Origin of the sequence: Bacillus sp. FSL K6-0972 (assembly GCF_037976035.1) — a bacterium.
Classification (GTDB): domain Bacteria; phylum Bacillota; class Bacilli; order Bacillales; family Bacillaceae; genus Bacillus; species Bacillus haynesii.
Genome location: NZ_CP150260.1, coordinates 181,634 through 206,608, shown reverse-complemented (window position 1 = coordinate 206,608; position 24,975 = coordinate 181,634). Strand labels below are relative to the sequence as shown.

At 45.6% G+C, this 24,975-nt stretch carries 25 protein-coding genes and 5 tRNA genes; 6 read left to right on the top strand and 24 right to left on the bottom strand.

The genetic code is table 11. The features are described 5' to 3' along the window. Positions 1 to 54: 54 nt before the first annotated feature. Positions 55 to 1,281: an MFS transporter gene (locus tag MKX80_RS01190; protein ID WP_182069513.1), complete on the bottom strand. Its 1,227-nt coding sequence runs from the start codon at positions 1,279 to 1,281 to the stop codon at positions 55 to 57. Further along, complete coding sequence (locus MKX80_RS01185) at positions 1,265 to 2,509, bottom strand: ATP-grasp domain-containing protein (protein WP_268342628.1); 1,245 nt, start codon at positions 2,507 to 2,509, stop codon at positions 1,265 to 1,267. The genes MKX80_RS01190 and MKX80_RS01185 overlap by 17 nt, the downstream gene beginning before the upstream one ends. Positions 2,510 to 2,604: 95 nt before the next feature. Between MKX80_RS01185 and MKX80_RS01180 the strand changes: the two genes are divergently transcribed. Continuing rightward, positions 2,605 to 3,498 carry a LysR family transcriptional regulator gene (locus MKX80_RS01180; RefSeq protein WP_154995439.1) on the top strand — a complete coding sequence of 298 codons (894 nt, stop codon included), beginning with the start codon at positions 2,605 to 2,607 and terminating at the stop codon, positions 3,496 to 3,498. Positions 3,499 to 3,583: 85 nt separating this feature from the next. On the opposite strand, the gene MKX80_RS01175 is transcribed toward MKX80_RS01180, so the two are convergent. From MKX80_RS01175 to MKX80_RS01145, 7 genes are all read right to left on the bottom strand, one after another. Next, the gene (locus MKX80_RS01175; RefSeq protein WP_268324783.1) at positions 3,584 to 4,312 is read right to left on the bottom strand and encodes an alpha/beta fold hydrolase; all 729 of its coding nucleotides are present in this window, start codon (positions 4,310 to 4,312) and stop codon (positions 3,584 to 3,586) included. 155 nt (positions 4,313 to 4,467) lie between these two features. Further along, the gene (locus MKX80_RS01170) at positions 4,468 to 5,175 is read right to left on the bottom strand and encodes a YjjG family noncanonical pyrimidine nucleotidase (protein WP_268293133.1); all 708 of its coding nucleotides are present in this window, start codon (positions 5,173 to 5,175) and stop codon (positions 4,468 to 4,470) included. Between the two features lie 22 nt (positions 5,176 to 5,197). Further along, positions 5,198 to 6,145, bottom strand: a complete 948-nt coding sequence (locus MKX80_RS01165; protein WP_268327783.1) for a phosphotransferase — start codon at positions 6,143 to 6,145, stop codon at positions 5,198 to 5,200. A 63-nt stretch (positions 6,146 to 6,208) separates the two neighbouring features. Beyond that, complete coding sequence (locus tag MKX80_RS01160) at positions 6,209 to 7,078, bottom strand: aminoglycoside 6-adenylyltransferase (RefSeq protein ID WP_234112542.1); 870 nt, start codon at positions 7,076 to 7,078, stop codon at positions 6,209 to 6,211. A 110-nt stretch (positions 7,079 to 7,188) separates the two neighbouring features. Beyond that, the gene (locus MKX80_RS01155; protein WP_268342629.1) at positions 7,189 to 7,713 is read right to left on the bottom strand and encodes an SRPBCC domain-containing protein; all 525 of its coding nucleotides are present in this window, start codon (positions 7,711 to 7,713) and stop codon (positions 7,189 to 7,191) included. A 74-nt stretch (positions 7,714 to 7,787) separates the two neighbouring features. After that, the gene (locus MKX80_RS01150) at positions 7,788 to 8,228 is read right to left on the bottom strand and encodes a hypothetical protein (RefSeq protein ID WP_234112540.1); all 441 of its coding nucleotides are present in this window, start codon (positions 8,226 to 8,228) and stop codon (positions 7,788 to 7,790) included. Between the two features lie 52 nt (positions 8,229 to 8,280). After that, on the bottom strand, positions 8,281 to 8,925 hold the full coding sequence (locus MKX80_RS01145) for a DsbA family oxidoreductase (protein ID WP_268342630.1): 645 nt from the start codon (positions 8,923 to 8,925) through the stop codon (positions 8,281 to 8,283). Between the two features lie 195 nt (positions 8,926 to 9,120). Between MKX80_RS01145 and MKX80_RS01140 the strand changes: the two genes are divergently transcribed. Both MKX80_RS01140 and MKX80_RS01135 read left to right on the top strand, forming a co-directional pair. Continuing rightward, on the top strand, positions 9,121 to 10,857 hold the full coding sequence (locus MKX80_RS01140; RefSeq protein WP_339227758.1) for an ABC transporter ATP-binding protein: 1,737 nt from the start codon (positions 9,121 to 9,123) through the stop codon (positions 10,855 to 10,857). A 25-nt stretch (positions 10,858 to 10,882) separates the two neighbouring features. After that, positions 10,883 to 11,407 (top strand): DinB family protein, encoded by a 525-nt coding sequence (locus MKX80_RS01135; RefSeq protein WP_339227756.1) that lies wholly within the window; start codon positions 10,883 to 10,885, stop codon positions 11,405 to 11,407. A 127-nt stretch (positions 11,408 to 11,534) separates the two neighbouring features. On the opposite strand, the gene MKX80_RS01130 is transcribed toward MKX80_RS01135, so the two are convergent. Then, complete coding sequence (locus tag MKX80_RS01130) at positions 11,535 to 12,716, bottom strand: MFS transporter (protein ID WP_268342976.1); 1,182 nt, start codon at positions 12,714 to 12,716, stop codon at positions 11,535 to 11,537. A 142-nt stretch (positions 12,717 to 12,858) separates the two neighbouring features. Further along, positions 12,859 to 13,161 carry a metalloregulator ArsR/SmtB family transcription factor gene (locus tag MKX80_RS01125; RefSeq protein WP_242793317.1) on the bottom strand — a complete coding sequence of 101 codons (303 nt, stop codon included), beginning with the start codon at positions 13,159 to 13,161 and terminating at the stop codon, positions 12,859 to 12,861. Positions 13,162 to 13,341: 180 nt separating this feature from the next. Between MKX80_RS01125 and MKX80_RS01120 the strand changes: the two genes are divergently transcribed. Genes MKX80_RS01120 through MKX80_RS01110 form a run of 3 tightly spaced genes read left to right on the top strand, consistent with a single transcriptional unit; the run spans position 13,342 to position 15,189 of the window. Next, complete coding sequence (locus tag MKX80_RS01120; RefSeq protein ID WP_154995459.1) at positions 13,342 to 13,719, top strand: GntR family transcriptional regulator; 378 nt, start codon at positions 13,342 to 13,344, stop codon at positions 13,717 to 13,719. Continuing rightward, the gene (locus tag MKX80_RS01115) at positions 13,719 to 14,600 is read left to right on the top strand and encodes an ABC transporter ATP-binding protein (protein ID WP_186807176.1); all 882 of its coding nucleotides are present in this window, start codon (positions 13,719 to 13,721) and stop codon (positions 14,598 to 14,600) included. The genes MKX80_RS01120 and MKX80_RS01115 overlap by 1 nt, the downstream gene beginning before the upstream one ends. Further along, positions 14,581 to 15,189, top strand: coding sequence for an ABC-2 transporter permease (locus MKX80_RS01110; protein ID WP_268342978.1), 609 nt, complete (start codon positions 14,581 to 14,583; stop codon positions 15,187 to 15,189). The genes MKX80_RS01115 and MKX80_RS01110 overlap by 20 nt, the downstream gene beginning before the upstream one ends. A 140-nt stretch (positions 15,190 to 15,329) precedes the next feature. Here MKX80_RS01110 and MKX80_RS01105 read toward each other — a convergent pair whose 3' ends face one another. The 13 genes from MKX80_RS01105 to MKX80_RS01045 all read right to left on the bottom strand — a co-directional run bounded on the left by MKX80_RS01105 (position 15,330) and on the right by MKX80_RS01045 (position 24,827). Beyond that, complete coding sequence (locus MKX80_RS01105) at positions 15,330 to 15,650, bottom strand: hypothetical protein (protein ID WP_154995465.1); 321 nt, start codon at positions 15,648 to 15,650, stop codon at positions 15,330 to 15,332. A gap of 249 nt (positions 15,651 to 15,899) precedes the next feature. Continuing rightward, entirely contained in the window at positions 15,900 to 17,702 is a 1,803-nt protein-coding gene (gene glmS, locus MKX80_RS01100; protein WP_268298438.1) for a glutamine--fructose-6-phosphate transaminase (isomerizing), read from the bottom strand. Positions 17,703 to 18,143: 441 nt separating this feature from the next. Then, positions 18,144 to 19,490 carry a phosphoglucosamine mutase gene (glmM, locus tag MKX80_RS01095; RefSeq protein WP_154996420.1) on the bottom strand — a complete coding sequence of 449 codons (1,347 nt, stop codon included), beginning with the start codon at positions 19,488 to 19,490 and terminating at the stop codon, positions 18,144 to 18,146. A gap of 20 nt (positions 19,491 to 19,510) precedes the next feature. Continuing rightward, the gene (locus tag MKX80_RS01090) at positions 19,511 to 20,827 is read right to left on the bottom strand and encodes a YbbR-like domain-containing protein (protein ID WP_152848519.1); all 1,317 of its coding nucleotides are present in this window, start codon (positions 20,825 to 20,827) and stop codon (positions 19,511 to 19,513) included. Beyond that, positions 20,820 to 21,641, bottom strand: a complete 822-nt coding sequence (cdaA, locus tag MKX80_RS01085) for a diadenylate cyclase CdaA (protein WP_154996412.1) — start codon at positions 21,639 to 21,641, stop codon at positions 20,820 to 20,822. Before cdaA ends, MKX80_RS01090 begins: the two co-directional genes overlap by 8 nt. A 165-nt stretch (positions 21,642 to 21,806) precedes the next feature. Further along, positions 21,807 to 22,427 (bottom strand): anti-sigma-W factor RsiW, encoded by a 621-nt coding sequence (gene rsiW / locus MKX80_RS01080; RefSeq protein WP_154996410.1) that lies wholly within the window; start codon positions 22,425 to 22,427, stop codon positions 21,807 to 21,809. 13 nt (positions 22,428 to 22,440) lie between these two features. Continuing rightward, positions 22,441 to 23,004 carry an RNA polymerase sigma factor SigW gene (gene sigW, locus MKX80_RS01075; protein ID WP_003178438.1) on the bottom strand — a complete coding sequence of 188 codons (564 nt, stop codon included), beginning with the start codon at positions 23,002 to 23,004 and terminating at the stop codon, positions 22,441 to 22,443. Between the two features lie 226 nt (positions 23,005 to 23,230). Then, entirely contained in the window at positions 23,231 to 24,145 is a 915-nt protein-coding gene (gene rocF, locus MKX80_RS01070; RefSeq protein WP_268332685.1) for an arginase, read from the bottom strand. Between the two features lie 125 nt (positions 24,146 to 24,270). Then, positions 24,271 to 24,342 (bottom strand) — tRNA-Gln (locus MKX80_RS01065). Between the two features lie 4 nt (positions 24,343 to 24,346). Next, positions 24,347 to 24,431 (bottom strand) — tRNA-Tyr (locus MKX80_RS01060). An 8-nt stretch (positions 24,432 to 24,439) separates the two neighbouring features. Continuing rightward, positions 24,440 to 24,512, bottom strand: a tRNA-Thr gene (locus MKX80_RS01055). 59 nt (positions 24,513 to 24,571) lie between these two features. Then, positions 24,572 to 24,647 (bottom strand) — tRNA-Val (locus MKX80_RS01050). A 105-nt stretch (positions 24,648 to 24,752) separates the two neighbouring features. Beyond that, a tRNA-Glu gene (locus tag MKX80_RS01045) sits at positions 24,753 to 24,827 on the bottom strand. Between the last annotated feature and the right edge of the window lie 148 nt (positions 24,828 to 24,975).

Here is a 24,975-nt window from a genome sequence, read left to right as displayed (position 1 = left end):
TACCTTATAGGTTGGGTGAATTCTTGATGATTCATGCATGAGCGGCCTAAATTTTCAATAAGAAAAAGGCGATACACCATGATGCTGTGCAGATAAAAACTTTCTCCTCCCCACATGGTAAGCGGCTAAAGCCAAAAAGACTGAACACGCAGCAATGAGAAAGACGGCTTTTCCCCCGTACAAGGCAAGCATCATTCCCCCCAGCCAAGGCCCTAGAAACTCACCGATGTTGTACAAGTTTTGCATGCCGTAATAAGCGCCTTTCATATGATCCGGAGCCAGCTCGTCCAAAAGGACATTCATTGAAGGAAAACATAAAATTTCGCCGATTGTCAGAACAAACATCGAAAGCATAAAAACAATCCAGCCATTTGCGACAGAAAAACCGATATTCCCGAAAATGCAAAAAACGGTTCCAATTGATATTGTTGTTAAGGACTTATACTTCTCAAATAAACGGGTGAGCGGTACTTGTAAAAGGATGACCGTCACCGCGTTTAACGTGATTAAAGTCGAAAATATTTTAACTCCGTTTGCAAAGTCCTTATTTAAATACTGCAGCAAAGTGCTTTCCATTTGCGAGTAGCTGAACAAAAAAAGGATGCCACCGGCTATGTAAAATCGAAGAGCCTTGTCATGCTTTAACGTTTTCAAAACTGAACCTGCCTGAACTTTTTTAGGAGCGATTTTTGTCTCTTTCACCGTGATCAGCCGAATCATCATCAAGCTTAAAAGTACAGCATAGCCAAAATAGACAAGCCCTGTGATGATAAACGGAGTTCCTGTTTTGGCAAGACCGAAATAAGTGCCTAATAAAGGGCCGACAGCGGCTCCAATATTGATGGCCAAATACCGCAAAGAGAAAATACGGAATCTCATCTCCCGTTCCGATAACTCAGCCATCAAAGCCTTTGACACAGGTTCAAAACACGAATGGCAAAGCCCGCTTAAAATGTTTAATAATAAAAACCACATGAAATCATGAACAAGTCCGAAAAGAATGAATACAAAGCTCCAGATGAAAATGGATGAAAGCATCACCTTTTTTCTGCCGATTCTATCCGAAAGCGCTCCTCCGACTACTCCTCCTACAGTGCTGGCAAAATAGCCTAAACCGATCACAAGCCCGATGGTTCCAAAATCGGCTCCCGTTTTCATATGAAGATAGAGTGCCAAAAACGGCGTTGTCATCGACTTAGCCGCCTTCGTAACAAGCGTGCCTATCAGCAAAAATCGGATCAACGGATGAAGGCGGCTGAATGCTTTAAATTGCGCAAACATCCGAAGTCTTTTCCCATTCGGTATGATCATGAAACCACGTTGCAAGCCGGCTGATACGGCCGCTCAATTCGGCTTCTGTACGCCCTGTAATTAAACAGCCTGCAATTGCGTCTACACTGGAAGACGAGCCGTGGAACCTGTCTCCGGCTTGAGCGGAAATATTTTGTTTCACTATCCAGTCTGCGGCTGGTGCCGGCATGATTTCTTTCAGTACGCCGTCTTTTGGTGGAATCAACAGCCAGCCGCTTAGGCGGTGCGGATTGTTGTTCACCTCCGGAATATGAAAGTCCAAGCCGCATTGCGCTTTAACACACGCTTCATTGATATCAAATCCAAAAGTCTGCGCAGTTGCTTCGCGTACCATAGCGCCGCCGGTTCTGCTGGCCACTTCACAAAACACCAATTCATCATCCGGTGTATGAAACACTTCAGCATGGAATGTTGTGAAATCTGGAACAGGAAGAGCAGCAAGCGCTTTTTGAACAAAATCAGTCAACCGCCGGGTGAGCGGATTTTCCCATTCAAGCTGGAGGCTGCCTAAAAACTGTTGATCTTGAAACGCCAGACATCCGTTGATATAACGCGACGGCCAGCTGAGGACAGTCTCTCCATCAAGGATGAGGCCGTCTATATGATACATATCCCCTTCGATAAACGACTCAACCTCCAGATGATCAGGAAGACCTTTCGAAAGAAAATTCCACACGTCCTGCCGATCCCTTAAAACGGTTGTATCAACAGACCCCGATCCATAAATAGGCTTAACGACCACAGGAAAACCGAAAGTTTGAACAAACATATATAAGTCGGCCGCCGAGACGATTTTCTTAAAGTCCGGAACCTTTACACCGGCTTTTCTGACATGCTCTTTCATTAATATTTTATTGCGGAACAACAGAGCGCTTTCGTAAGACTGCCCTTTTATCCCCAAAAGCGACCTCAGCTTCCCCGCCCTCAACATATCAAATTCCGAGGATGCAATAATCGTTTTAAAGTGATACGTTTCATTCAGCTCCAAAGCGCGCATTTCGATGCATCCATTAACCGGATAATCGTCAAACGCTTCAATCACATCATAATTTCTGCATTCATCCGCACGATCGGATGAAGTCAGCATCGCCACCGGTTCGTCCAGTCCCTCCAGCCATACATCATACGGAGACTTGCAATAAGCTGTTTTATTTAGGATAAGCGTACTGATAACAATTTCTCCTTTCTTGTAAAACATGTTTTTCAACTTTATAATAGTAAAAGTATTTAGATAACTCTAATATATCTTTATTTGGCATTGATAACTTTTATTTATAAATAGAGGTGTGAAATATGAATCTTCATGCACTGCGATTGTTCTATTCGGTCGCTGAAACAGGCAGTGTCACCCAAGCAGCCAAACAGTTAAACATCAGTCAGCCCGCCGTCACCTCGCAAATTAAGAAATTAGAACGCGAGATCGACTGCACCTTATTCGTTCCTAAAGGCAGGGGGATCCTGCTGACACAGTCCGGCGCAGAGCTTGCAAAACAGGCAAAGCGGCTGTTTTCACTTGAAAAAGAAATTGAATCGTACGTGGAACAGTTAAGGGAAGGGTCAATTGGAAAACTGCGTATTGCCGCCACCTTTCTCCCTGCCAATTATTTGCTGCCAAGATGGCTCAGCCGCTATAAACAGCAATTTCCGAAAACGGAAGTTGAAATCACGACAACGAATTTTCAAAAAGCTTGTGAACAGCTGATTAACTACGAAGCGGACATTGGCCTGATCGGCGGGACAACGGAATTCGGCCCTTTCATAAAAGGGACGCTGCTTTTGGAAGATGACATGCTGTTTGTCGTCAATAAAAACCATAGGCTTGCATCACAGCACACGACATTGGAGGAAGTGGTGAAAGAACCGTTTATCTTTCGTGAAGAAGGGAGTTTATCCCGAGAGAAATTAATTTCTTTATGTACATTGCATCATGTGGACAAACCCAGAATAGGTATACAAATAAACGGATTGAATGAAACGATCAGAACGGTTATGGAAGGGTATGGAGTCGCTTTCACATCCTCTCTTGAAGTAAACGAATATATTGCCCGAGGAGATATGGCGCGGGTTCATGTCGAACAAGTCGACTTAAAAAATCCTATCTCATTATGTATCAGAAGAGAAGATCACCTTGCTCCTTCCGCCAGCAACTTTATTCAAATGGTCAAAACGGCTCCGTATAGACCTTAGCCGGCAAATGAAGAAACGGGTTAAAGCGCTTTAAAGGAGTGGATCATAAACAAAAAAAAGCTCTCACGAAAAGCGAGGGCTTTCTTTATGACTTGAGCCAGTCAAGCATCACGTTCACGATCTCCTCCTGCTGTTTAACAGCTGCGATCTGCGCGGGACGATCCCCCTTTTGTTCGCCGTACATACCAAATTGTGCATGGTTTCCCTCTTTGATTTCCTTAAACACAGTTGTGTCAGGCAAGTTCTTTCTGGAGGATGCTATTTTGTCTTGAGTTGAAAGGCCATCGCGTTCACCTGATATAGAAAGAACACGGTACGGCGCACTTTTTATCGATTGCGAATCAGAAGGATAGGAGGCTAGAAAATAAAGTCCGTCAATCTTGTCTGGATGCTTTTTAGCGTACATGGCTGCTGCCGTCCCTCCTAAAGAATGACCGCCGAGATACCAATGATCAATACTGCTATTTTCTTTTATAATCCTTTCTGCTTGATCCGGATTGAAAATGGCCAAAGAAAAAGGCATGCGCGGGATAAAGACACTGTAACCATTTTGTTTAAGCTTTTCGCCGATGTAAGCATAAGCAAGCGGTTCAACTTTTGCCCCGGGGTATAAAATGATCCCGGTATTTGCCCCATCCGCTTGAAATGTGTAAACACCGTTTTTACTTTCGATTTGATCAAGGTTGATCATCTTTCTGAGTTTGCTTGATGGTTCATATGTGAAACGGCTCCACACAAAAAACGCGCTGAATAACAAAACAAATACCGCTATTAATGAAAAAGCCGCAGTTTTCAAAACCTTTCTTCGCTGCATATTTCACCAGTCTTCCTCTGCTTGGTTTTAATTTAGCTTCCGGAAAAACGCACCGCGGCTCACCCGTCGGAAGCGCGGATTCCACATCCTTCCAGTTGCAGTTTACATACAAATGCAATGATCGCAGCATCATGATTTACATGTTTCAGCAGCGATCAAGCCGAAGGTATTTTTCCATGATTTAAAATGTGCTGGAGTTCATTAAGCCTTTGAATTTGATAAGTCGGCTCAATGTCCGTATCATTCGCTGACATGTCCGGATTCATCCAGCATGTATCCAATCCGGCCAGCCGTCCCCCTTTTATGTCTGCTGTCAATGAATCCCCGATGATCAGCCCTTGATCGACAGAAAAATGAGGAATCCGTTCAAAAACGTAATCAAAGTATTCTTTCATCGGCTTTTGAAAACCGGTGTCCTCTGAAACAAAAATCCCTTTAAACATCGGGTATAATCCTGAAGCATGCAGACGCTTATACTGCGTTTTTGAAATACCGTTCGTCACGATATATAAATCATATTGATCCTGCATGCTTTTGATTAATTCAAAAGCGCCGTCTATCAGCTGATGCCCTTCTTCAAGGAAGCTGCGATACTTCTCCTCAAGCAAAACACCGTCAGCCTCAAGACCATATTCCTTGAATAAAATGGAGAAGCGTGTGTTCACCACTTGGTCGCGGTCTATCTCCCCTTTTTCAAACGCCCTCCATAAACCTTGATTAATTCGTTTATAATTCGCTTCTATTTCAGCTGTTAAAGAAATTTGCTGCTCCTCAAAAAGCTTACGCAGTGCTGACTTTTCCGCCGCACCGAAGTCTAATAGTGTATCATCCACATCAAAAAACAAAGTACGATAATTTTTCACAGGGGTTCCTCCGTTTAGCTTTTTAGTAGTCGATCTTGCTGTCCTCTATGGCCTCAAGCTCGTTTTTCAGCAAGCTGATCGTCTCTGCCTTTTCTGTCTCTGTCTGAATGTCAAACGCCAGCTGCTCAGTAAACTCCCATATGTCCTCCAGTCTTCGCCTGATCTGATAAAACCGCAAAGCGTTCTGATCGATTTCAAACCCTTTATGAGTCTCGCAGTAAACGCGCAAAAACTCTTGAGCATACGGCTGGTTAGCAAAGAACATCAGATCCGCTTCAACAGGGGCCAGTTTCAAGCCCTCCCAATCGATCAGAATCAATTCCCCGCCCGTTTTCATCAAATTCCATCCATGAACATCTGTATGGCACAAAGCCATTCTTCTGCCGCTGCATTTCAAATCATCCGCCAGGGATAAGGCTGCCTCCATCATCTCGCGGATTGATCCGATGTACGGTTGAATGAGTGACGCCAACTCACAAGGAAGGTGATCAAGCCATTGTTTCATCTCACCTAAAAACGAAATATCATAGTTTTCTTTTATTCCTTCTGTCTCCACCGGGATAGTCTCATCATATCGGTGCAGATCCGCTATGATGCTGGCGAGCTTCTCCACGCTGCCTTTGCCGAGCGGCTGATCTCCAATGGTTTCACCGGCGATGTATTCATAAAGCACATAAATGGCATCTTCATCTTCACACTTGTATTCTCCAGTTGTTGTTAAAAGCGGCACAGGCAGCTTCCCGTTGAGAGCAGTGTGATCCCTCAGCCACCTGAGAACAGGCATGTAATCATCAATCAGAGCCGTCCATTTCGATGTCGATGCCCTATTTTTATCATACACTTTTAGAAAGAAAGCTGCTTCTCCATCGGTTACTTGATAAGCAAGTGCTGTCCACCCGCCTTGCTCGGGAGAAATGTTCACACTGTCGATTCCATAATGGTCCTTCAATATTTTTTTAAGACTGAACATTCCGTTCACCTCCGCAAAAAACGCACTCCCGGCTCACCTGCCGGGAGTGCGGCTATCATCTGATTAGTCAATTTCCTTTGCAGCCGGTTTCAGCTGCTGAACGCGCCTCAGGTACTGTTTGACTTTCTCTGCTTCTGCGAAAAGGTATTGTTCATTCAGATGTTCAGCGACTGCTGCGGCTGTCTCTTCAAACAGATCCCCCATCTTAAACAAGCTGTTCCATACACGCTCATGATCAGCTGGCGGATACGTCTCCAAAAGTCTTTCCCACGTATTTCGATCAACATAGCGATCTAGAAACTTTGCATTCTTGCCTATGCTCAGCGAAAAGCCCGTTTCAAAACCGACCTTCCATTCGAGCATTTTCAGCAGCATGGCCCTGACGAGATTTAAGTGATCGAGTGCATAAAGGATTTCCTGCCGCCACAACCCTTTGGCCACATATGTCGATGTCCACCAAAATTCATTGCAGCAGTCGGCGAAGCATTGCGGGGACGGTTTTTGCACCCAATATTCCCGATCCGTCGGCGGCGGGATAGCGGGCAGATCCTGATCCTTATCAAGCAAGATCACGGTCAAACTGTCTTCCCGGCAGTATTCCAGCTTTTCTTCCAGCGGCACTAGAATCAAATCAATGCGGCTGCCGTCTGTAAATAACATTAAATACGAAAAGCGGTTGCCAAGCTCATTCGGAAACAGCTCCATCGCTTCCGGCGTCTGCATGATGATCCGCTCTCCAAAAACGTCCACCCAGCCCGGCTCATCGAGAAAAGACTGCATATCTGTTACAACATAGACCATATCATAATCGCGAAAAGGGTCTTTCGGGACGTTCGGATTCGTCCGCGAACCGTTCATACCGACCGCTCTGACGCGGCTGTCCTCCCGTGCGATCTTCAGCACTAGATCGATGATTTCCTGCTCTGTACGCATGTATATAAACCTCCTCTTTTTAATGGTTATAGAAAATCTTGTTGAGGAGGTCCGCGAATACGCGGTTATATGAAATGCTCTAAAAACGCCATTGACATGTCCCCCCTCTATTAGCGAATATCTTTCAGGTAGTCTTCAAGGCGATCCAGCTGTGAAGAAAAGCCTTCGGCCATCCCTTTATCCAACAGCTGTTGAAGCTCTTCCGGAGAAGAGAAATGAGAGCGTGTGATCAGATTTGTCTGTTCTCCGTGCTCTTTGAAATAAACCTCAATTAAAATCTCCGGCATGCCGGGAACAACATTCCCTTCCTCGTCTGTAAACATATCCGTGTACACGATTCTTTCCGGTGCCGCAATCTCTTGAAAAACAGCCTTGCCGCAAGATTTCCGGCCATAGAATTCGCCTTGGTTTTCATCTCTGCATTCCATACAGTAAAGCCATACGCCATCCGGCTGAAACTCAAACCTGCCGTTGGCAGTCTGCCATCCTTTCGGCCCCCACCAGCTTTCCAAATGCACTGATTCAGAAAAAGCCTTAAACACCAGCTCCCGCGGTGCCTCGAAACTCCGCTCCATGACCAAGGTTTTTCCCTCTGCTTTCGCTTGAACGCTGTGTGCCGCTTTGTGATCGGACATCTTGATTCCTCCTTGATTGGATATCTAAATGAAACGGCGAAAAAAACCGTGAAAACCCTGTGCCAACAAGTGTTTTATTTGCGAATCTTGACCAGCTGCCGCTCCTCAAAATAAAACATGCCGGCAATTTCATCGATGGATTTCTTTTTATCCAGTTTGACATGCTTGCCTAGCTGAAGAGCCTTTATATCAATGAAAAAGTCTAAGCGGTCGTCTTTTTCTCTGTCTTCCTCACCGTCCCAGCAAGAGTAAACTTCTATATCTTCACCCTCAGCAATATTTGAATTGATATAGTTGAATAGCGCCTTTATGTCATTTCCCGGTCTATGTAAACAGCCGGTTGCCTCATATACAAACGGCTTGCTGAATTTTGTTTTGACCATTTCGTACCCTTGATCAAGCTCAGCGATGCTAATCAAACCTTCTTTTGTTTGGTCCCGGAAGCTCCCCAGCGGAAGCTCCTGATCGGCTGCAATGAAATGATGGAGTGTCAACTGTCTTCCCTCTTCTTTCATGTATAAAAAAGAACCCTATTAAAGGGTTCTTCAAATCGCTCATTTTTCCTGCTTAGCAATTGTTTCCGTCAAGGTCGCACTGCAAGCCGTCAATAGGATTTTGTTTGCTTTCTTTTTCGATCACCTGTTCAAACACTTCCCTCGCCGCGGCCCCGGCGATCCGCTCGTTGCCAATGATAAAAGTCGGAACGGCCGTGATGCCGGCTTCTTCGTAAGCCTGTTGAAGCGCCTTCCGTTGTACGTCCTGATATGTTCTGGAGTTTAAAGCTTCTTTAAAAGCCTGTTCATCCAGTCCGGCTTCTTTGGCCAGCGCTGTTAACACGTCGATGTCGCCAATATTTTGATCTTCCTGGAAAAAGGCTTGATAAACCCGGTCATTGTACGCTTTCGCTTTACCGTGTTCTTTTGCAAAGTGATAGCCTTCATGAGCCAAATCTGTATAAGGATGCGGAGAGACGTTTGGCAGCTTCATGTTGACGCCCCAAGCCTCGATTCGCGGCTTAATGGCGCCGTCCCACATCGCCAATTTGGACGGGTCGTTTAATGGGTCGAGCTGCTCTGATGGACGCGGCCTCAGTTCGAATGGCAGCCACTCGACTTCTACATCTTTGCCTTCGATCGCTTTTTCGATCTGGTCTTTTCCGAGAAAACAGAATGGACAGACATAATCAGAATATACTTTAATATTTATTGTCATGTTTTTCTTCCTTTCTTGTCATTCAATCAACTATATGTAACAATAATAGTTACAATTATTTCTCCTGTCAATCTTTTTAGCATGAAGCTAAAATCCGCAATGACCGGGAACTTTCTGCTGTTTATATCGTAATATGATGAGTTACAGCTTGCGCCATCCACTTCTTTGACATTTTATCGATAAGGAGTTTATCAAATGAAAACAGAAAACAACAATAGCATGAAACCGTTTTTCTCCATGATTCTCACATCCGGCGTACCCAGGCTGGCTTTAACCGTCGGTTTGACCGCAAGCCTCGTCACTACACTGGTCGGCCTGTCCATTCCGCTGTTGACAAGGGAAATGGTTGACGGCTTTTCCGCCAATTCGATCAATCTGGCCTTAGCGGGAATCCTTGCGCTCGTTTTTATCGTTCAAGCGGTCTGCGACGGGTTCTCGACCTATTTTCTTTCATATGCCGGGCAAAAAGTGGTCGCTTCCCTGCGCGAGCGCATGTGGTTCAAGCTGCTGCGCCTGCCTGTCCGCTACTTTGACGAAAAGACGAGCGGTGAAACCGTCAGCCGTGTTGTCAATGACACCGGCATTGTTGAAAGCTTGATTTCCGACCATTTTCCGCAGTTTGTTTCCGGCATCATCACCATTGTCGGATCGGTAATCATTTTGCTGATCATGGATTGGAAAATGACACTGCTCATGCTGATCTCCGTTCCGATCACGACCTTCATTATGATCCCGCTCGGCATGAAAATGCAGCGCATCTCCAAAACGCTGCAGGATGAAACAGCTTCCTTCACCGGACATGTCCAGCAGACATTAAGCGAAATCAGATTGATGAAAGCATCAAACGCCGAGCATACAGAAAAAATGAAAGGGTTATCAGGCATTTCGAAGCTCTTTCAATACGGCCTCAAGGAAGCCCGTATATTTGCGCTCGTCTCCCCGTTTATGCACCTTGTCATTATGATTGTGATCGTCGCCATCATCGGCTACGGCGGCATCCGCGTCTCTGAGGGGACGATGTCGGCAGGCTCGCTGATCGCCTTTTTGCTTTATCTGTTTCAAATCATTTTCCCGATCACATCGTTTACAATGTTTTTCACTCAGCTGCAAAAAGCACAAGGGGCAACAGAGCGGATCATCGAGATTTTGCATACTGAAGAGGAACAGGGCCAGGAAGGACTTGAGATGGATATCTCCAATCTGCCGATACGTGCCGAGAATGTATCTTTCTCTTACGGCGATGGTGAGTCTGTCTTGCGAGAGGTATCTTTCGACGTCGATCCTGGACAGATGATTGCATTTGTCGGTCCGAGCGGCGGCGGAAAAACGACGATGTTCGGCCTCTTGGAACGATTTTACGAACCGGACTCAGGGGCCATTCACATCGGGGAAACACCGATCAGCAAGCTGTCGATGAAATCGTGGCGCAGCCAGATCGGCTACGTATCTCAAGACAGCCCGATGATGTCCGGCACCATCCGTGAGAACTTGTGCTACGGCTTGGATCACGCCGACAGCATTGATGATCAAGAACTGTGGAAAGTCGCAGAAATGGCGTATGCCGATACATTTATTAAACAATTCCCTGAGCAGCTTGATACGGAAGTCGGCGAACGCGGCGTCAAACTGTCAGGCGGACAGAGACAGCGGATCGCCATCGCCCGCGCCTTCCTGCGCGACCCGAAAATTTTAATGATGGACGAAGCGACAGCCAGCCTCGACAGCCAATCAGAAGCCATCGTCCAGCAGGCGCTTGCCCGCCTCATGGAAGGCCGCACCACCTTCGTCATCGCCCACCGGCTATCGACAATCGTGAATGCGGACCAAATTATATTTATCGAAAAAGGCGAGATCACAGGGCGGGGACGGCACCACGAGCTGATTGCTTCGCATGCGCTGTATCGGGATTTTGCTGAGCGGCAGTTGACGTGAACTTTTATGAAAGGAGGTCATTCACATGAACTTTCAACTCGAGGAAGCCATCGAAGTCCTGGAGCGCACACCACAAACGCTGAGTCAGCTGCTGACCGGATTATCAAGTCCCTGGATCAGCTGCGATGAAGGCGAAGACACGTGGAACGCCTTTGAAGTAGTCGGCCATCTGATTGAGGGAGAAAAAAACAATTGGTTGCCGCGAATCAAAATGATCGTGACAAAAGGAGCAACTGACACTTTTCCGCCGTTCGACCGCTTCAGCCAGTTGAATCAAAACGACGGGAAAACGATGGAACAGCTACTTAACGAATTTGCAGACATCAGACGGGCGAATCTGGAAATATTGCGGCAGATCATTAATCCTAAAACCAACTTCGAACAAACGGGGGTGCACCCCGAATTCGGAATCGTCAAGCTGAGAGAACAGATCTCGACATGGGTTACCCACGACCTCACTCACATCTCGCAAATCGCAAGAGTGCTGGCGAAACGGTATCAGGATGATGTCGGCCCTTGGAGGGCTTATTTGCGGATTTTAGCGGACTAAATAAAAAATATCCGCTCGTTTTACAGCGAGCGGATGTTGGATTTTTCGGCTCGCCATATCACAACCTGTCAGCACAGATAAGATATGACGAATGAAACCATTGAATCTTCAACACCAATCAAGGCTATTATGAACTGATTTCTCTTACATGTGCTGCTTTCCGTTTGTATTGTGAACTGAAGGTCGTCAAAACAACAACAATCGCAATCATAACGCCCAATGCCCCAAACCACGTAATAGAAGCCAGCGACACTTTTTCTACAAAAATCCCTCCGATTCCTGCACCTGCGGCCATGGCGAATTGCATCATCGATTGATTGATGCCGAGCAATACACCTGACAATTCGGGTTCAAGCGTCGCTAAGTGATATTGCTGCGTCGGGCCGGTAGACCATGCGGCGAACGACCATAATATGAGAATCAACAGTACTCCGACATAGGAATGGGTGACAAGCGACAGCAAAATCAGTGCGATGATATGCAGTGCCATCCCGCCAACGAGCGTAAAAGGAACTCCCCATTTATCAGTGCTATATCCGCCAAACTTCGATCCAACCAAGCTCGCGATTCCAAATATAAGCAAAACGCCGCTGAGCAAATTGCCGCTTATCCCTGAAACAGTCAGAAGGTAAGGAGACAGATAAGTATACGCAACGGAATATCCTCCGAGCCAGAAAAATGTGACCGATAACCCCATCGCTACTTTCCGTTTCTTTAAAAGAGAAAGCTGTTGAGGCAAAGGAACAGGCTTGTCACCTTCAGTATGCGGCAAGGTTAAGAATATCACAATCATTGCGATGAATCCCAATAAAGCAATTCCTCCAAATACAGACTTCCAGCCTAACGCTTCTGCCGTCATTCTTCCGAGTGGAACACCTATGATCAAAGAAGCGGTAAACCCCATGACCACTGTAGCAATTGCACTGCCCTGCTTACCTTCGGGGGCGATCTTGGCGGCAATCGTTAATGCCGTGACCACAACCATACCTGCCCCCAAGGCCATAATGACCCGCGCTGCAACAAACCAACCATAACCAGGCAGAGTAAAGGCCAAAATATTTCCTATCACAAACAAACCGAGAGCATACATCATTAACTTTCGCCTATCCATGCTTGCCGTCAACGCCATCAGAACCGGCGTGAAAACTGCATACACCAGTGAAAAGATCGTAATAAGCTGGCCCGCAGCAGCTAAAGTTATCCCGAGTGTGTGGGCGATCTGATCCAAAATACCGGAAATGATGTACTCTGAGGTCCCTACCAAAAAACTGATAATCGCTAAAATATAAATTTTCCAATTGCTAAACATCATTGTTCGCTCCTTCATCACTTTATATATTTACATATCGCGAAATAACGATGTATAAAACCAAAAAATAAACACATCGGAATATGTCGATATGTATAGCGTAAAAATAAACACCTCTTGATGATGTTTATTTTTTAAATTCTCATATCTCTGTTTTAAGAAAGTCAGCAAGCTTTCTAATGGCCTCTTCATCTCTTTTGTAGTACGTATACTTTCCGATTCGTTCCGCCTTAATCAAGCCGGCTCTTAAAAGGATCGCGAGATATTGGGAAGCCGTCGATTGCGTCATTTTCAATTTGTCCGTTATTTGGCTGACACACACCCCGATTGTGTTCATATCAATCCCTTCATGGGGTTTAAAATGACGATCAGGCTCCTTCAGCCATTGCAAAATTTGAAGCCTTGATTCATTTGATAAAGCTTTGAAAATTTCAATAGGTTCCATACCAATCATTATATCTTCATATCGCAAATTGTCAATATGTATTGTGCCCTTTTCCTATATTCCAGCTTACCGTTCACTCCCGTTATTCAAAGAGTACATAAAAAAACGTTGCCATTCAGTCGATCTTTGTGTATATTGTACATATTGTATATATTGTGTATAAACAAAAGAGGTTTTGAAATGAAAATTATAATTTCGAATAGTTCAAAGCAACCCATTTATGAACAAATTTACACCCAAATTAAGGATCATATTCTTGCGAATGAATTGAAACCGGGACAGCCGCTGCCTTCTATGCGCCAATTGGCAAAGGACATGAATGTTAGTCTTATTACGTCAAAGCGCGCCTATGAAGAACTTGAGAAAAATGGCTTCATTTATTCCGTAGTCGGGAAAGGCTCTTTTGTATCAGATCAGAATAACGAAATGATGAAAGAAGGAAAAATGAAAGCAATTGAAGAGCAGTTGACAGCAGCGATAAAAAACAGCAAAGACATAGGCGTTCCCCTTACAGAGTTAAAAGATTTACTTACCATTTTATACCAGGAGGAAGAATGATGGACAATGTAATTGAACTCCGGCATGTTCATAAATCGTTCGATGGTTTTCATCTCAAGGACTTTTCAATGAATGTAAAAAAAGGTTTTATCACCGGATTTATCGGCGGAAATGGCGTGGGGAAATCGACAACGATTAAACTGATCATGAACTTATTGCAGCCTGACAGCGGAACGATTACGGTATTTGGCATGAATTACAAGGAGCATGAGAAAGAAATCAAACAACGAATTGGCTTTGTATTTGATTCCAACATATTTTATGAACATTTAACGTTGGCTGAAATGAAAGATATTGTGAAAAGATCTTATATCAATTGGGATGACCAAGTATTTAATGATTATGTGAGCACATTTAACTTGCCGCTTACTAAAAAAATCAAGACGTTCTCAAAAGGGATGATGATGAAAGCATCATTAGCCGTCGCTTTGTCCCATCATGCGGAATTAATTATTATGGATGAACCGACGTCCGGACTCGACCCGATTTTCCGCCGGGAGCTGTTGGAAATCTTGCATCAGCTCATGCAAGATGGGGATAAGACGATCTTTTTTTCGACTCATATAACAACTGATTTAGATAAGATTGCAGATTATATCACGTTCATTCATAAAGGAGAGCATATCTTTACAAAGGACTTGTACGAAATTGAGGAACAATATGCAATTGTAAAAGGCGGCATGGAGTTGTTAGACCGGGAGACCGAGCAGGAATTTATAGCGGTTCGAAAATCAACTCATGGATTTGAAGCATTGACTGCGGATAAATCACGAACAGAAAACATTTTTGGGGATATGGTGTTAATTGAAAAACCGACTCTTGAAGATATTATGTTCTATACAAAGAAAGGAGCTAAAGAGCATGTTCAACTTAATACGTAAGGACATTGTCCTGCAGAAAAAAACATTAGCGGCTTCGTTTTTGGTATTATGTGTTTATTTAATGTTAGATATTTCTCCAATCTGGGTTGGGGTTGTATTTAGTATAGTTATATCGATGTATGCCTTTTCAATAGATGAAAAGTCTTCTATACATATGCTTCTCAATTCTTTGCCTTATACACGGAAAGAGATTGTCAGTTCAAAGTATATTGTCGTCGTTCTCTTTACATCTATGGTGGCTGCAGCCATATTTATCGTACACTTCATCATTCACCGGGAATTTACGATCTGGAAAGACATTTTGCTAATGGTTACCATTGTGATGACAGCTGCTTCATTCATGCTGCCATTCTGTTATAAATTCAAAAGCAACTATCTGTTGATTGCTTCTATTGCTGCATTTGGCTTGTATATGCTAACGGTTAACTTTTTCGTCCAAAATTTGAACGATCAAATTAGAGAGTTCATTCACATGCTTCTAACCTTACAAAATACTTTTCTCTATCTGATCGTTGCCATATCAATTATTACTCTGTACGGGTGTTCATGGCTTCTGTCGATTCGGATTTATAGAAATAAAGTGTTTTAAAAGGATAGGGCTTTTTTCGATCATTGACACCGCTTCATGTTCATCCTCGGATAAAAAAACTGCACCGTCACACTCCTAGTCAGGTTGTTGCGGTGCAGTGTATTATGCGATGGTGCAGACCAAAGCCACCTTTCAACCGCCTATTCCAGCTCAATAAACGAGTATTTCTCTGGATCTGCCAATACATAAAAAAGTCCGAAGAACATCTTCCACCCACGAACCGGACTTCCACATCTAAACCTTAACACTTCTCCTTCGTCTAAAATAAACCTCAAAGCTTGGCTTACACACCAATCAATTTTCACTTGGATCTCATGTTCGCCGGGCTCCAAATCAATTCGCAGCCTCCCGCCATCTTTGATTTTCCCAGCCTCAACACCATCAATCAGCACTGAAAATTTTCTCATTTTATTCATAAGCTGCGATGTTCTGTTAACTTCAACGTACGTCTCATTGTTCATGGTTACACTTCCTTAAAAAGATAAGTATATATACGAGCATCGTCCAAACCGCCCCGGCATTCCGCTGTGCGAACAGGCTTCACTTACAATTTAGCGCACTTTCAGACTACCAGAAAAACACCGTGCAGACCACGTCCAGAATATTTCTCAGTTCAATTCTAGATCAGATTTATTTCTCTTTCAAACACAAAAATACCCCTCCAGATCATCCAATCCAAGAGGGGTACAAACTTTTATTTCAAACGACTCCTACTCCACCGTCACACTCTTCGCCAGGTTTCTTGGCTTATCAACGTCACAGCCGCGGTGCAGCGCTGCGTAGTATGAGATCAGCTGCAGCGGGATGACGGAGACGAGCGGTGCGAGCTCCGGATGCACTTCAGGCAGGACGAAGCGGTCGTCTGCTTCTTCCAGGCCTTTCAGAGAGATCACGCAAGGGTTGGCGCCGCGGGCTGTCACTTCTTTGACGTTTCCGCGGATGCTTAAGTTGACGTGCTCCTGTGTCGCAAGGGCAATGACCGGTGTGCCGTCTTCGATCAATGCGATCGTACCGTGCTTCAATTCGCCGCCGGCGAAACCTTCAGCTTGAATGTAGGAAATCTCTTTCAGCTTCAGGGATCCTTCGAGGCAGACGAAATAGTCGAGGCCGCGGCCGATGAAGAATGCATTGCGTGTTACGGTCAAGTATTCACGTGCGATCATTTCCATTTCGTCTTTTTGGTCGCAAAGGGCTTCCATTGCGTTTCCGATGATGCCGAGCTCTTTGACAAGATCAAAGTCGAGTTCTTTGCCGCGGCTTTCCGCAGTCACGGCTGCCAAAATAGCGAGAACTGCGATTTGCGCCGTATATGCTTTTGTTGACGCTACCGCGATTTCAGGGCCGGCATTCAGTAAAAGCGTGTAGTCCGCTTCACGGGAAAGCGTGGATCCCGGTACGTTGGTCAATGTCAGCGCTTTGTGTCCGAGCTTTTTCACCTGTACGAGAACAGCGCGGCTGTCAGCCGTTTCTCCGCTTTGAGAAATAAAGATAAACAGAGGCTTCTCAGAAAGCAATGGCATATTGTAAGAGAATTCGCTTGCGACATGGACTTCAGCCGGAACTTTCGCCCATGTTTCAATAAATTGCTTGCCGACAAGACCGGCATGGTAGCTCGTTCCGCAGGCGATGATATAGACGCGGTCCGCTTCTGCAACAGCATTTGCAATATCTCCAGGAATGGAAAGCTTGCCGTTTTCATCCTGGTACGTCTGAATGATTTTCCGCATAACAAGCGGCTGTTCATCGATTTCTTTTAACATGTAGTGAGGGTATGTGCCTTTTTCGATATCGCTCGCATCAAGCTCTGCAATATATGAGGCACGTGACATCAATTCTCCGTCAAGGTTTTTGATCACGACTTTTTTGTCTGTGACAATCACCATTTCTTTATCCATAAGCTCCACGTATTCGTTAGTCACTTGAAGCATCGCCATCGCGTCAGACGCGATAACATTGAAATTGTCTCCAAGGCCGACAAGAAGCGGGCTTTTATTTTTCGCAACATAGATTGTTTCTTTGTTTTCATGATCGAATAATGCAATCGCATAAGAGCCTTTGAGCAGCATGAGCGTTTGGCGGAACGCTTCTTCAGTGTCAAGACCGTTATTGACGAATTGCTCGATCACTTGAACGACAACCTCTGTATCCGTATCGCTTTTAAGGGTTACATCTTGTAAATATTCGCGCGTCAGTTGAACATAGTTTTCGATGACGCCGTTATGAACAAGTGTAAAACGGCCTGATGCGCTTTGATGCGGATGAGCGTTTAGACGGCTCGGTTCCCCGTGAGTCGCCCAGCGTGTGTGTCCGATTCCCGCTTGCGACATCACGTTTGCATCAACGGCTGCGCGAAGATCGGCAATCCGTCCTTTTTCTTTAAACACGTGTACGCCGTCTTCGTTCGCTACAGCGATTCCAGCTGAATCGTAGCCGCGATACTCCAGCTTTTCCAAACCTTTAAGTAAAATTTCCTTTGCATCAAGCTGGCCAATATAACCTACAATACCACACATAATTTTCTTCCTCCTAAAGTCGCAGGCAGGAGACGAAGAAAGTCTGCTTATCAGGCGGGGACATTCTTCGTCCCCTCCTACATGTTTTTATAGAAGATCATGCGATTTCCCTTTGTTCAAAGAGTCGCCTCTTTGGTTTAAGGAAATCCTTGCGGCTGTGATCTTTGTGGTCAGCCGGGAGGCATCCGCCGAAAATTCGATAAACCTCCATCCTCGTCAACTAAGCTGTTTCATCCGTACGCTTAGTCCGGGCGCTATAATTATAAAAATTTTTCTACCCTGCCTTTCCTTTTAAATTAAAACAAGACAAGCTGATTTTACTATATGCTAAAGGAACCGTCAAACATTTTTCAAAATGGTTCACATTTTTTCCAAGATTGAACGGTTCCCTTTATCTTATGTCAAATCAGCAAGTCTCGTTCGTCAGTCTTCTGCGGAAAATTACTCCGCTCCCATTTCAGCTTTCACGACATCTGCAATACGGCCTACGAACTTCTCGCAAAGCTCCTTCGTTTTCGCTTCAGCCATAACACGGACAAGCGGCTCGGTGCCGGATGGGCGCACAAGGATGCGGCCGTCACCGTTCATTTCCTTCTCAACTTCTTCGATGACCGCTTTTACCTTTTCGTTTTCCGTCACTTTATGTTTATCGGTTACTTTCACGTTCATGAGGAGCTGCGGAAACTTCTGCATCTCTGCCGCAAGCTCTGACAGCGGCTTGCCTGTCATTTTGATCGTGTTCATCAGCATGATCGCAGAAAGCAGTCCGTCGCCTGTCGTATTGTAATCAAGGAAAATCAGGTGTCCCGACTGTTCGCCGCCGAACGTAAACCCGTCCTTTTTCATTGCTTCCACTACATAGCGGTCGCCGACAGCTGTCTGAACGCTTTTAATGCCTTCTGCTTCAAGCGCTTTGTAAAAGCCGAGGTTGCTCATCACCGTAGAGACAACGGTATTGTCCGCCAGGCGCCCCTCGCTCTTCAAGTACTTCGCGCATATGTACATGATTTGATCGCCGTCTACGATATTACCCTTTTCGTCGACAGCGATTAAGCGGTCGCCATCCCCGTCAAACGCCATGCCGACGTCAGCTCCCTTTTCTTTCACGAATTTGGCCAGGGCTTCGGGGTGGGTCGAGCCGACTCCGTCATTGATGTTTAATCCGTTTGGAGAAGTCCCCATCGTCGATACATCTGCGTCAAGATCGGCAAACAGGTGGGTCGCCAGCGAAGATGTCGCCCCGTGCGCACAGTCAAGCGCGACATGAATGCCTGTGAAGTCTTCATCAGCAGATTGCTTAAGAAACTGCAAATATTTCTGTCCGCCTTCAAAGTAATCGTTCACCATGCCCAGATCAGCGCCTACAGGCCTTGGCAGGTGATCTTCCGGCTGATCCATCAGACGCTCGATTTCAAGCTCCTGTTCATCGGAAAGCTTAAAGCCGTCGCCGCCGAAAAACTTAATTCCGTTGTCCTGGACAGGGTTGTGGGAAGCGGAAATCATCACACCCGCTTCAGCGTCCATAGCCTTCGTCAAATATGCGACGCCGGGCGTCGAAATCACGCCGAGGCGCATGACTTCTGCTCCTATAGAAAGAAGGCCTGCAACAAGGGCCCCTTCAAGCATATGCCCGGAAATGCGCGTGTCACGGCCGATCAGCACCTTGGGACGCTCCTTATCTTTTGTTAGGACATATCCGCCAAAGCGTCCGACTTTAAAGGCCAGCTCAGGTGTAAGTTCACTGTTTGCCACGCCTCTTACACCGTCTGTACCAAAATACTTGCCCATTAATATCGCTCCTTTTTGATTCATGAAGGTTGTGAATCCTTTTCAGAATGATTCTCTTCTTCTTCATCCTGACCATTATTTTTTTCGTTTTGGGTTGTTTGAGATGAGATTTTCACTCGAATGCTTTGCCGCGGCAGCGACCATGTCATGTTCTGCGGTCCGTTTACTTCCAGCTTCACATTGTGCTCGCCATCATCGAGATCCGCCACATTGACATAGAGCTCGACGTCGGAAGGCTGAAGTTTTTCGATCGCGGCTGTCGAGCCCTTTGCCGTGATATCCAGCTTGCCTGACTTCGGATCGAGAAATTCAAGATCCCGGCTGTCATTCAGCCCCGCGGTTTTAATTGAAACGTTCTTCAGTTTTTTCTCTTCTTCCTTGTCAACTTTCACCTTGATTTTCACTTTTTCGGGTGACACTTTTTTAGCGCCGTCCGGCACTTTAATGTTGGCTTCCAACTCAGTGTCATCTTTCATTTTACTTAAATCAACCTCATCAGCCTCGACAAATTCTAACGAATCCAGAACATTTTGCGGCCCGTAGACGGTCACCTCTCCCGGACTAATATCGAGGCTGGAAATGCTGATACCGTCCGGAAGGCTCCCTTTCCGGTCAACTTTAACCGGAATCTTTTTGCTCGGGCTTGTCACAGGAACGGTGATTTTAACGACGGATGGACTGACTTCAACCGGCAGAATATTTCCGTCCCTGTCGTATACTGTTAGCTTGGCTTCTTTTTCAATCGTCTGGTCGACGCCCTCTAAATTGATCGTCGCCTTGATGTTCTGGATTCTGTCGATCACGGCTTTTGAGCCTGTGACGCTGACGTTTTTCGGGTTGATGATCGGCAGCTCCGGCGTATAGCCGTCTTTCATTTTGTTTTTATTATAAAAATCAACCTCAACCGGGAATTCCTTCGTCGTTTTTTCTTCGATGGTCACGGTTGTCACCGACGGATTGATGGTCAAGGTGAGGCCGTCGGCAACATTTCTGGCCTTCAGCTCGACTTTGTGCCTGCCTGTTTTCAAGTGTTGCATATCGGCATAAATCTCAAAATCCTTCACTTGTCTGACCTTCTTAACGGTTCCAGTCGGGCCTTTAATCGTGACATTCACCGTCTGCGGCACGCCTGTTACGACGTAGTTTTCATCATCATAAAACGACTTGACCGGTATATCGGTGAGCGTCGCTTCGTCTGTTGTCGATGTCGGGAAAAACGATTCACCTGGTTTCTTCGGAGTCGGCGCTTGAGCGCTGTGGACCGCAAAGTAAAGAAGAAACGCGAACAATAACGCGACTACTTTGACAGCCCAGGGATTGTTTAAGAACTTATCCATTTTTCTTCGCCCTCCAATACCAGCGATTTGAGGAAGTTTCTCGCGAATTTTTCTTGAATTCCGCTTCAAGCATGTTTTTCAATGCCTCTTCCGATAAATCACGGTGAAGGTCTCCGTTTTTGGCGACGCTGATGCCGCCCGTTTCTTCGGATACGACAATCGTCAGACTGTCGGTCACTTCACTGATTCCCACTGCTGCTCTGTGCCTCGTCCCAAGCTCTTTTGAAATAAAAGGGCTTTCAGAAAGCGGAAGGTAGCAGGCAGCTGCAGCAACCTCATCATTTTTCATAATCACGGCGCCGTCATGGAGCGGTGTGTTCGGAATAAAGATATTGATCAATAGCTCAGAGCTGACCTTTGCATTTAAAGGGATCCCCGTTTCTATGTAATCGCCCATTCCCGTCTCCCGTTCAATCGTCAGAAGCGCGCCAATCCGGCGTTTCGCCATATATTTAATCGCTTTTGTAATCGCATCAATCGTTTTCTGCTGCTGCTCTTCCTCAGGTGTTCCGCTCCTCGAAAAAAAGCGCCCCCGCCCCAGCTGTTCCAGCGCTCTCCTCAATTCAGGCTGGAAGATGATAATGATCGCCAGGAAACCCCATGTGATCGCCTGGTCAACCAGCCACTGCAGGGTGCTTAATCCTAAATATTGACTGGCCAGCCTGACGAGAACAATGACCACGATTCCCTTTAAAAGCTGAACCGCCTTTGTCCCGCGGATGACCATCATTAATTTATATATTACGTACCAAACAAGGAGAATATCAACGGCATCGCCGAGGTACTGCAAGAAAGGGATATCCTCAAAAGCCATTTCCTCGTCCTCCAAGAATTCAGTCATTAGTAAGGTTAATATGTTTCAAAATGGTATGATCTATTATTTTTACATATACAGAGGCTATTATAGCACAAATTGATTTTCCAAGTGAAATGGCGGCCCCTCATAAAAAAAGAGCAAAGCTCATTCGCCCGCTTTGCTCTACTCTTTAGACTCCTTCACACCAAAAACCGATTTTCCGGTCGATTTGATCTTATACCAGATCCAGTCGAACACCTCGTTGATCTCATGGATCTGACCGGTGACTTGTCCTGCTGAAGCCGTATATTTTTCACCATTAACAATCGTGACATCGCCGTCGACTTTGCCCTCGATAATCAGCTTTCCGTTTTTAACGGTCACATCGCCTTTGACAACTTCGCCTTCAGGTACGATGACCGTGTTGTTTTTCACCACGAGATTGGGCTGGCTGGATACGCTGAAATCCTGATCGTTTTTCCAGCTGGAGAAGAAGCTGCCGCCCATTAAAATTATAAATAAAGCTGCCGCCACTAAAAACGGATGGGCTTTAAGCCATCTGTTGATCGATACCGTCCGCTTTTCCTTCGGCAGATTCGCCAGCACATTGGCTGTAAAGTTCGCCGGAGCTGTAAGATGCGACGTGCTCTGGACAAGAGCGATGGACTTTTCCATTTCATGAAGGTGCTTTCTGCAGCCTTCGCATGATTGGAGGTGCTCTTTTAATCGCGTTTCATCTTCCGGAAGTATGTCTCCGTCAAGGTATTTATGCATAAGCTGAACAATATGCTCCGGACAGCTCATTTCATCACCCCACTTAAAGATCCCTTAATTGTTTTCTGAGAGCCTCTCTGCCCCTGTGTATTCTTGTTTTTACCGTACCTACGGGAATATTCAAGATTTCACTGATCTCAATGAGTGAGAGCTCATCAATGTACTTTAATACGATGACCGTCCTGTATTTATCGGGAAGCCTTAAGATTTTTTCCTGGATGGTGCTGTGCAGCTCCAAAGAAACCACTTCATCCTCTGGAAGCGCAACATCCGCCGCAACCTGGGAATACATCGTCAGTCCTTCAGTCCCTGCCACCTCTGCATCCAAGTAATAGTCCGGCTTTTTTTTACGGATACGATCGATGGTCAAATTGGTTGCGATTCGATAAAGCCATGTGGAAAATTTCCGGTTGATATCAAAACTGTCGATATTCACGTATGCTCTGATAAACGCTTCCTGCGCAATATCTTCCGCCTCATGCGCATTGCCGAGCATACGGTAGCAAAGCTGATAAATTTTGTCTTTGTAAATATCCACGATGTCTGCAAATGCGTTACGATCGCCTTTTTTCACCTGTTTGATTCTTTTTTTAATCATTGTTTCCATATTTATCTAACCTCTGCCTTCACCGGTCTTTATGTATACGAATTGATTTTTATAAGGTTTCATTAAATTCATAAAAATAGTTTATCAAATTTTTGGCAGGGTGTAGATGCTTTGACAGGGATCATGCGCTTAATATTAGCTTAAAATTATTATACATCATAAACATTATGAAGTTGAGACTTCTATCATAAAAAAGAGCAGCCAAGTGGCCGCTCTTCAACCGCACCTAAAGCAACTTTTCGCCAAACAGCGACCCCATTAAGGCTACAGCCGCTTCCGCCGTCCTGTTTTTCTCATCCAATATCGGGTTGACTTCGACAAACTCAGCGGACGTAATCAGCTTCGATTCCTCCAGCATTTCCATAGCCAAATGGCTTTCCCTGTAGCTGATGCCTCCCGCTACCGGAGTTCCGACACCCGGCGCATCGTTCGGATCAAGCGCATCTAAATCGAGTGACAGATGGACACCGTCCGTCCTGCCGCGCAAATAGTCTATTGTTTCTTCCATCACCCTCGTCATGCCGAGGCGGTCGATTTCGTGCATCGTATATACTTTGATCCCTTTGTCGCGAATCAATTCTTTTTCCCCGTCATCAAGTGACCTTGCACCGATGATGACGATGTTCTCAGCTTTAATTTTCGTTTCTTTTCCATAGATGCTTGTCAGCCCTTCATGGCCGATCCCCAGGCTGATGGCGAGCGGCATGCCGTGAATATTGCCTGAGGGAGACGATTCTTTCGTATTTAAATCGGCATGGGCATCATACCAGATCACACCCAGGTTTTGATAATGCCTCGCAAGGCCGGCAAGCGTTCCGATCGCAATGCTGTGGTCACCGCCTAGCACGAGCGGAAAAGCTCCCGAAGCCACGATATTATCGACTGTCTCAGCAAGTTTGGCACTCGCTTTTGTAATCGCTTTCAAATTTCTTAGCTCTTCAGATGCCGGCTCTCCGCCTTCTTTCTCATCCTCTCTTTGCCCGATCGTCATATCGCCGAGGTCTTCAATATCCTGACAAAGGCTTTCCAACCGTTCATTAACACCGGCACAGCGAATCGCGCTCGGTCCCATATCGACTCCCCGCCTCAGCTGACCGAGATCCATCGGTACGCCGATCATTGAAATCTGCTGTTTTAACATATGATATCCCCCTTTCAGATCTTCATTGTACCTTCCAATTCAGAATTGACTCAACAAGACATTTTTTTGAATAGTTATACAAAAAAGACAAAATAAAAAGGACATCCGAACAGGATGTCCAAAAACTGGGCTAGCTGGATTCGAACCAGCGCATGACGGAGTCAAAGTCCGTTGCCTTACCGCTTGGCTATAGCCCAATAATGGTGGAGGGGGACGGATTCGAACCGCCGAACCCTGAGGGAGCGGATTTACAGTCCGCCGCGTTTAGCCACTTCGCTACCCCTCCAAAAACAGTGCCGGCCAGAGGACTTGAACCCCCAACCTACTGATTACAAGTCAGTTGCTCTACCAATTGAGCTAGACCGGCATGATATGGTATCTTATGCAGTTACCGGCGCGGTTGTGACAAAAACCGATCCAAACAAATGGTGGAGGATGACGGGATCGAACCGCCGACCCTCTGCTTGTAAGGCAGATGCTCTCCCAGCTGAGCTAATCCTCCGAAGTACAGGACGTACAAGTGCATGTGTTGCAACAGGATGTTGCGCTTTTAGCATGCCTTCCTTTTAAAAAATCCGGCATTCGCAGCGTGCTGTCCAAAAAAGAATGGTGACCCGTACGGGATTCGAACCCGTGTTACCGCCGTGAAAGGGCGGTGTCTTAACCACTTGACCAACGGGCCATCAGTGTGTTTCAAGCAGCTCTCGTAAAGCTGACAAAAGTTATTATATACAGGTTCCTCCCCATTTGTAAAGGGGTAAATTAAAATTTTTATTTTCAAATTTTTTATTCATAGACATTGAGAAAAGCGCGGAAATTTTGTTTAAAAT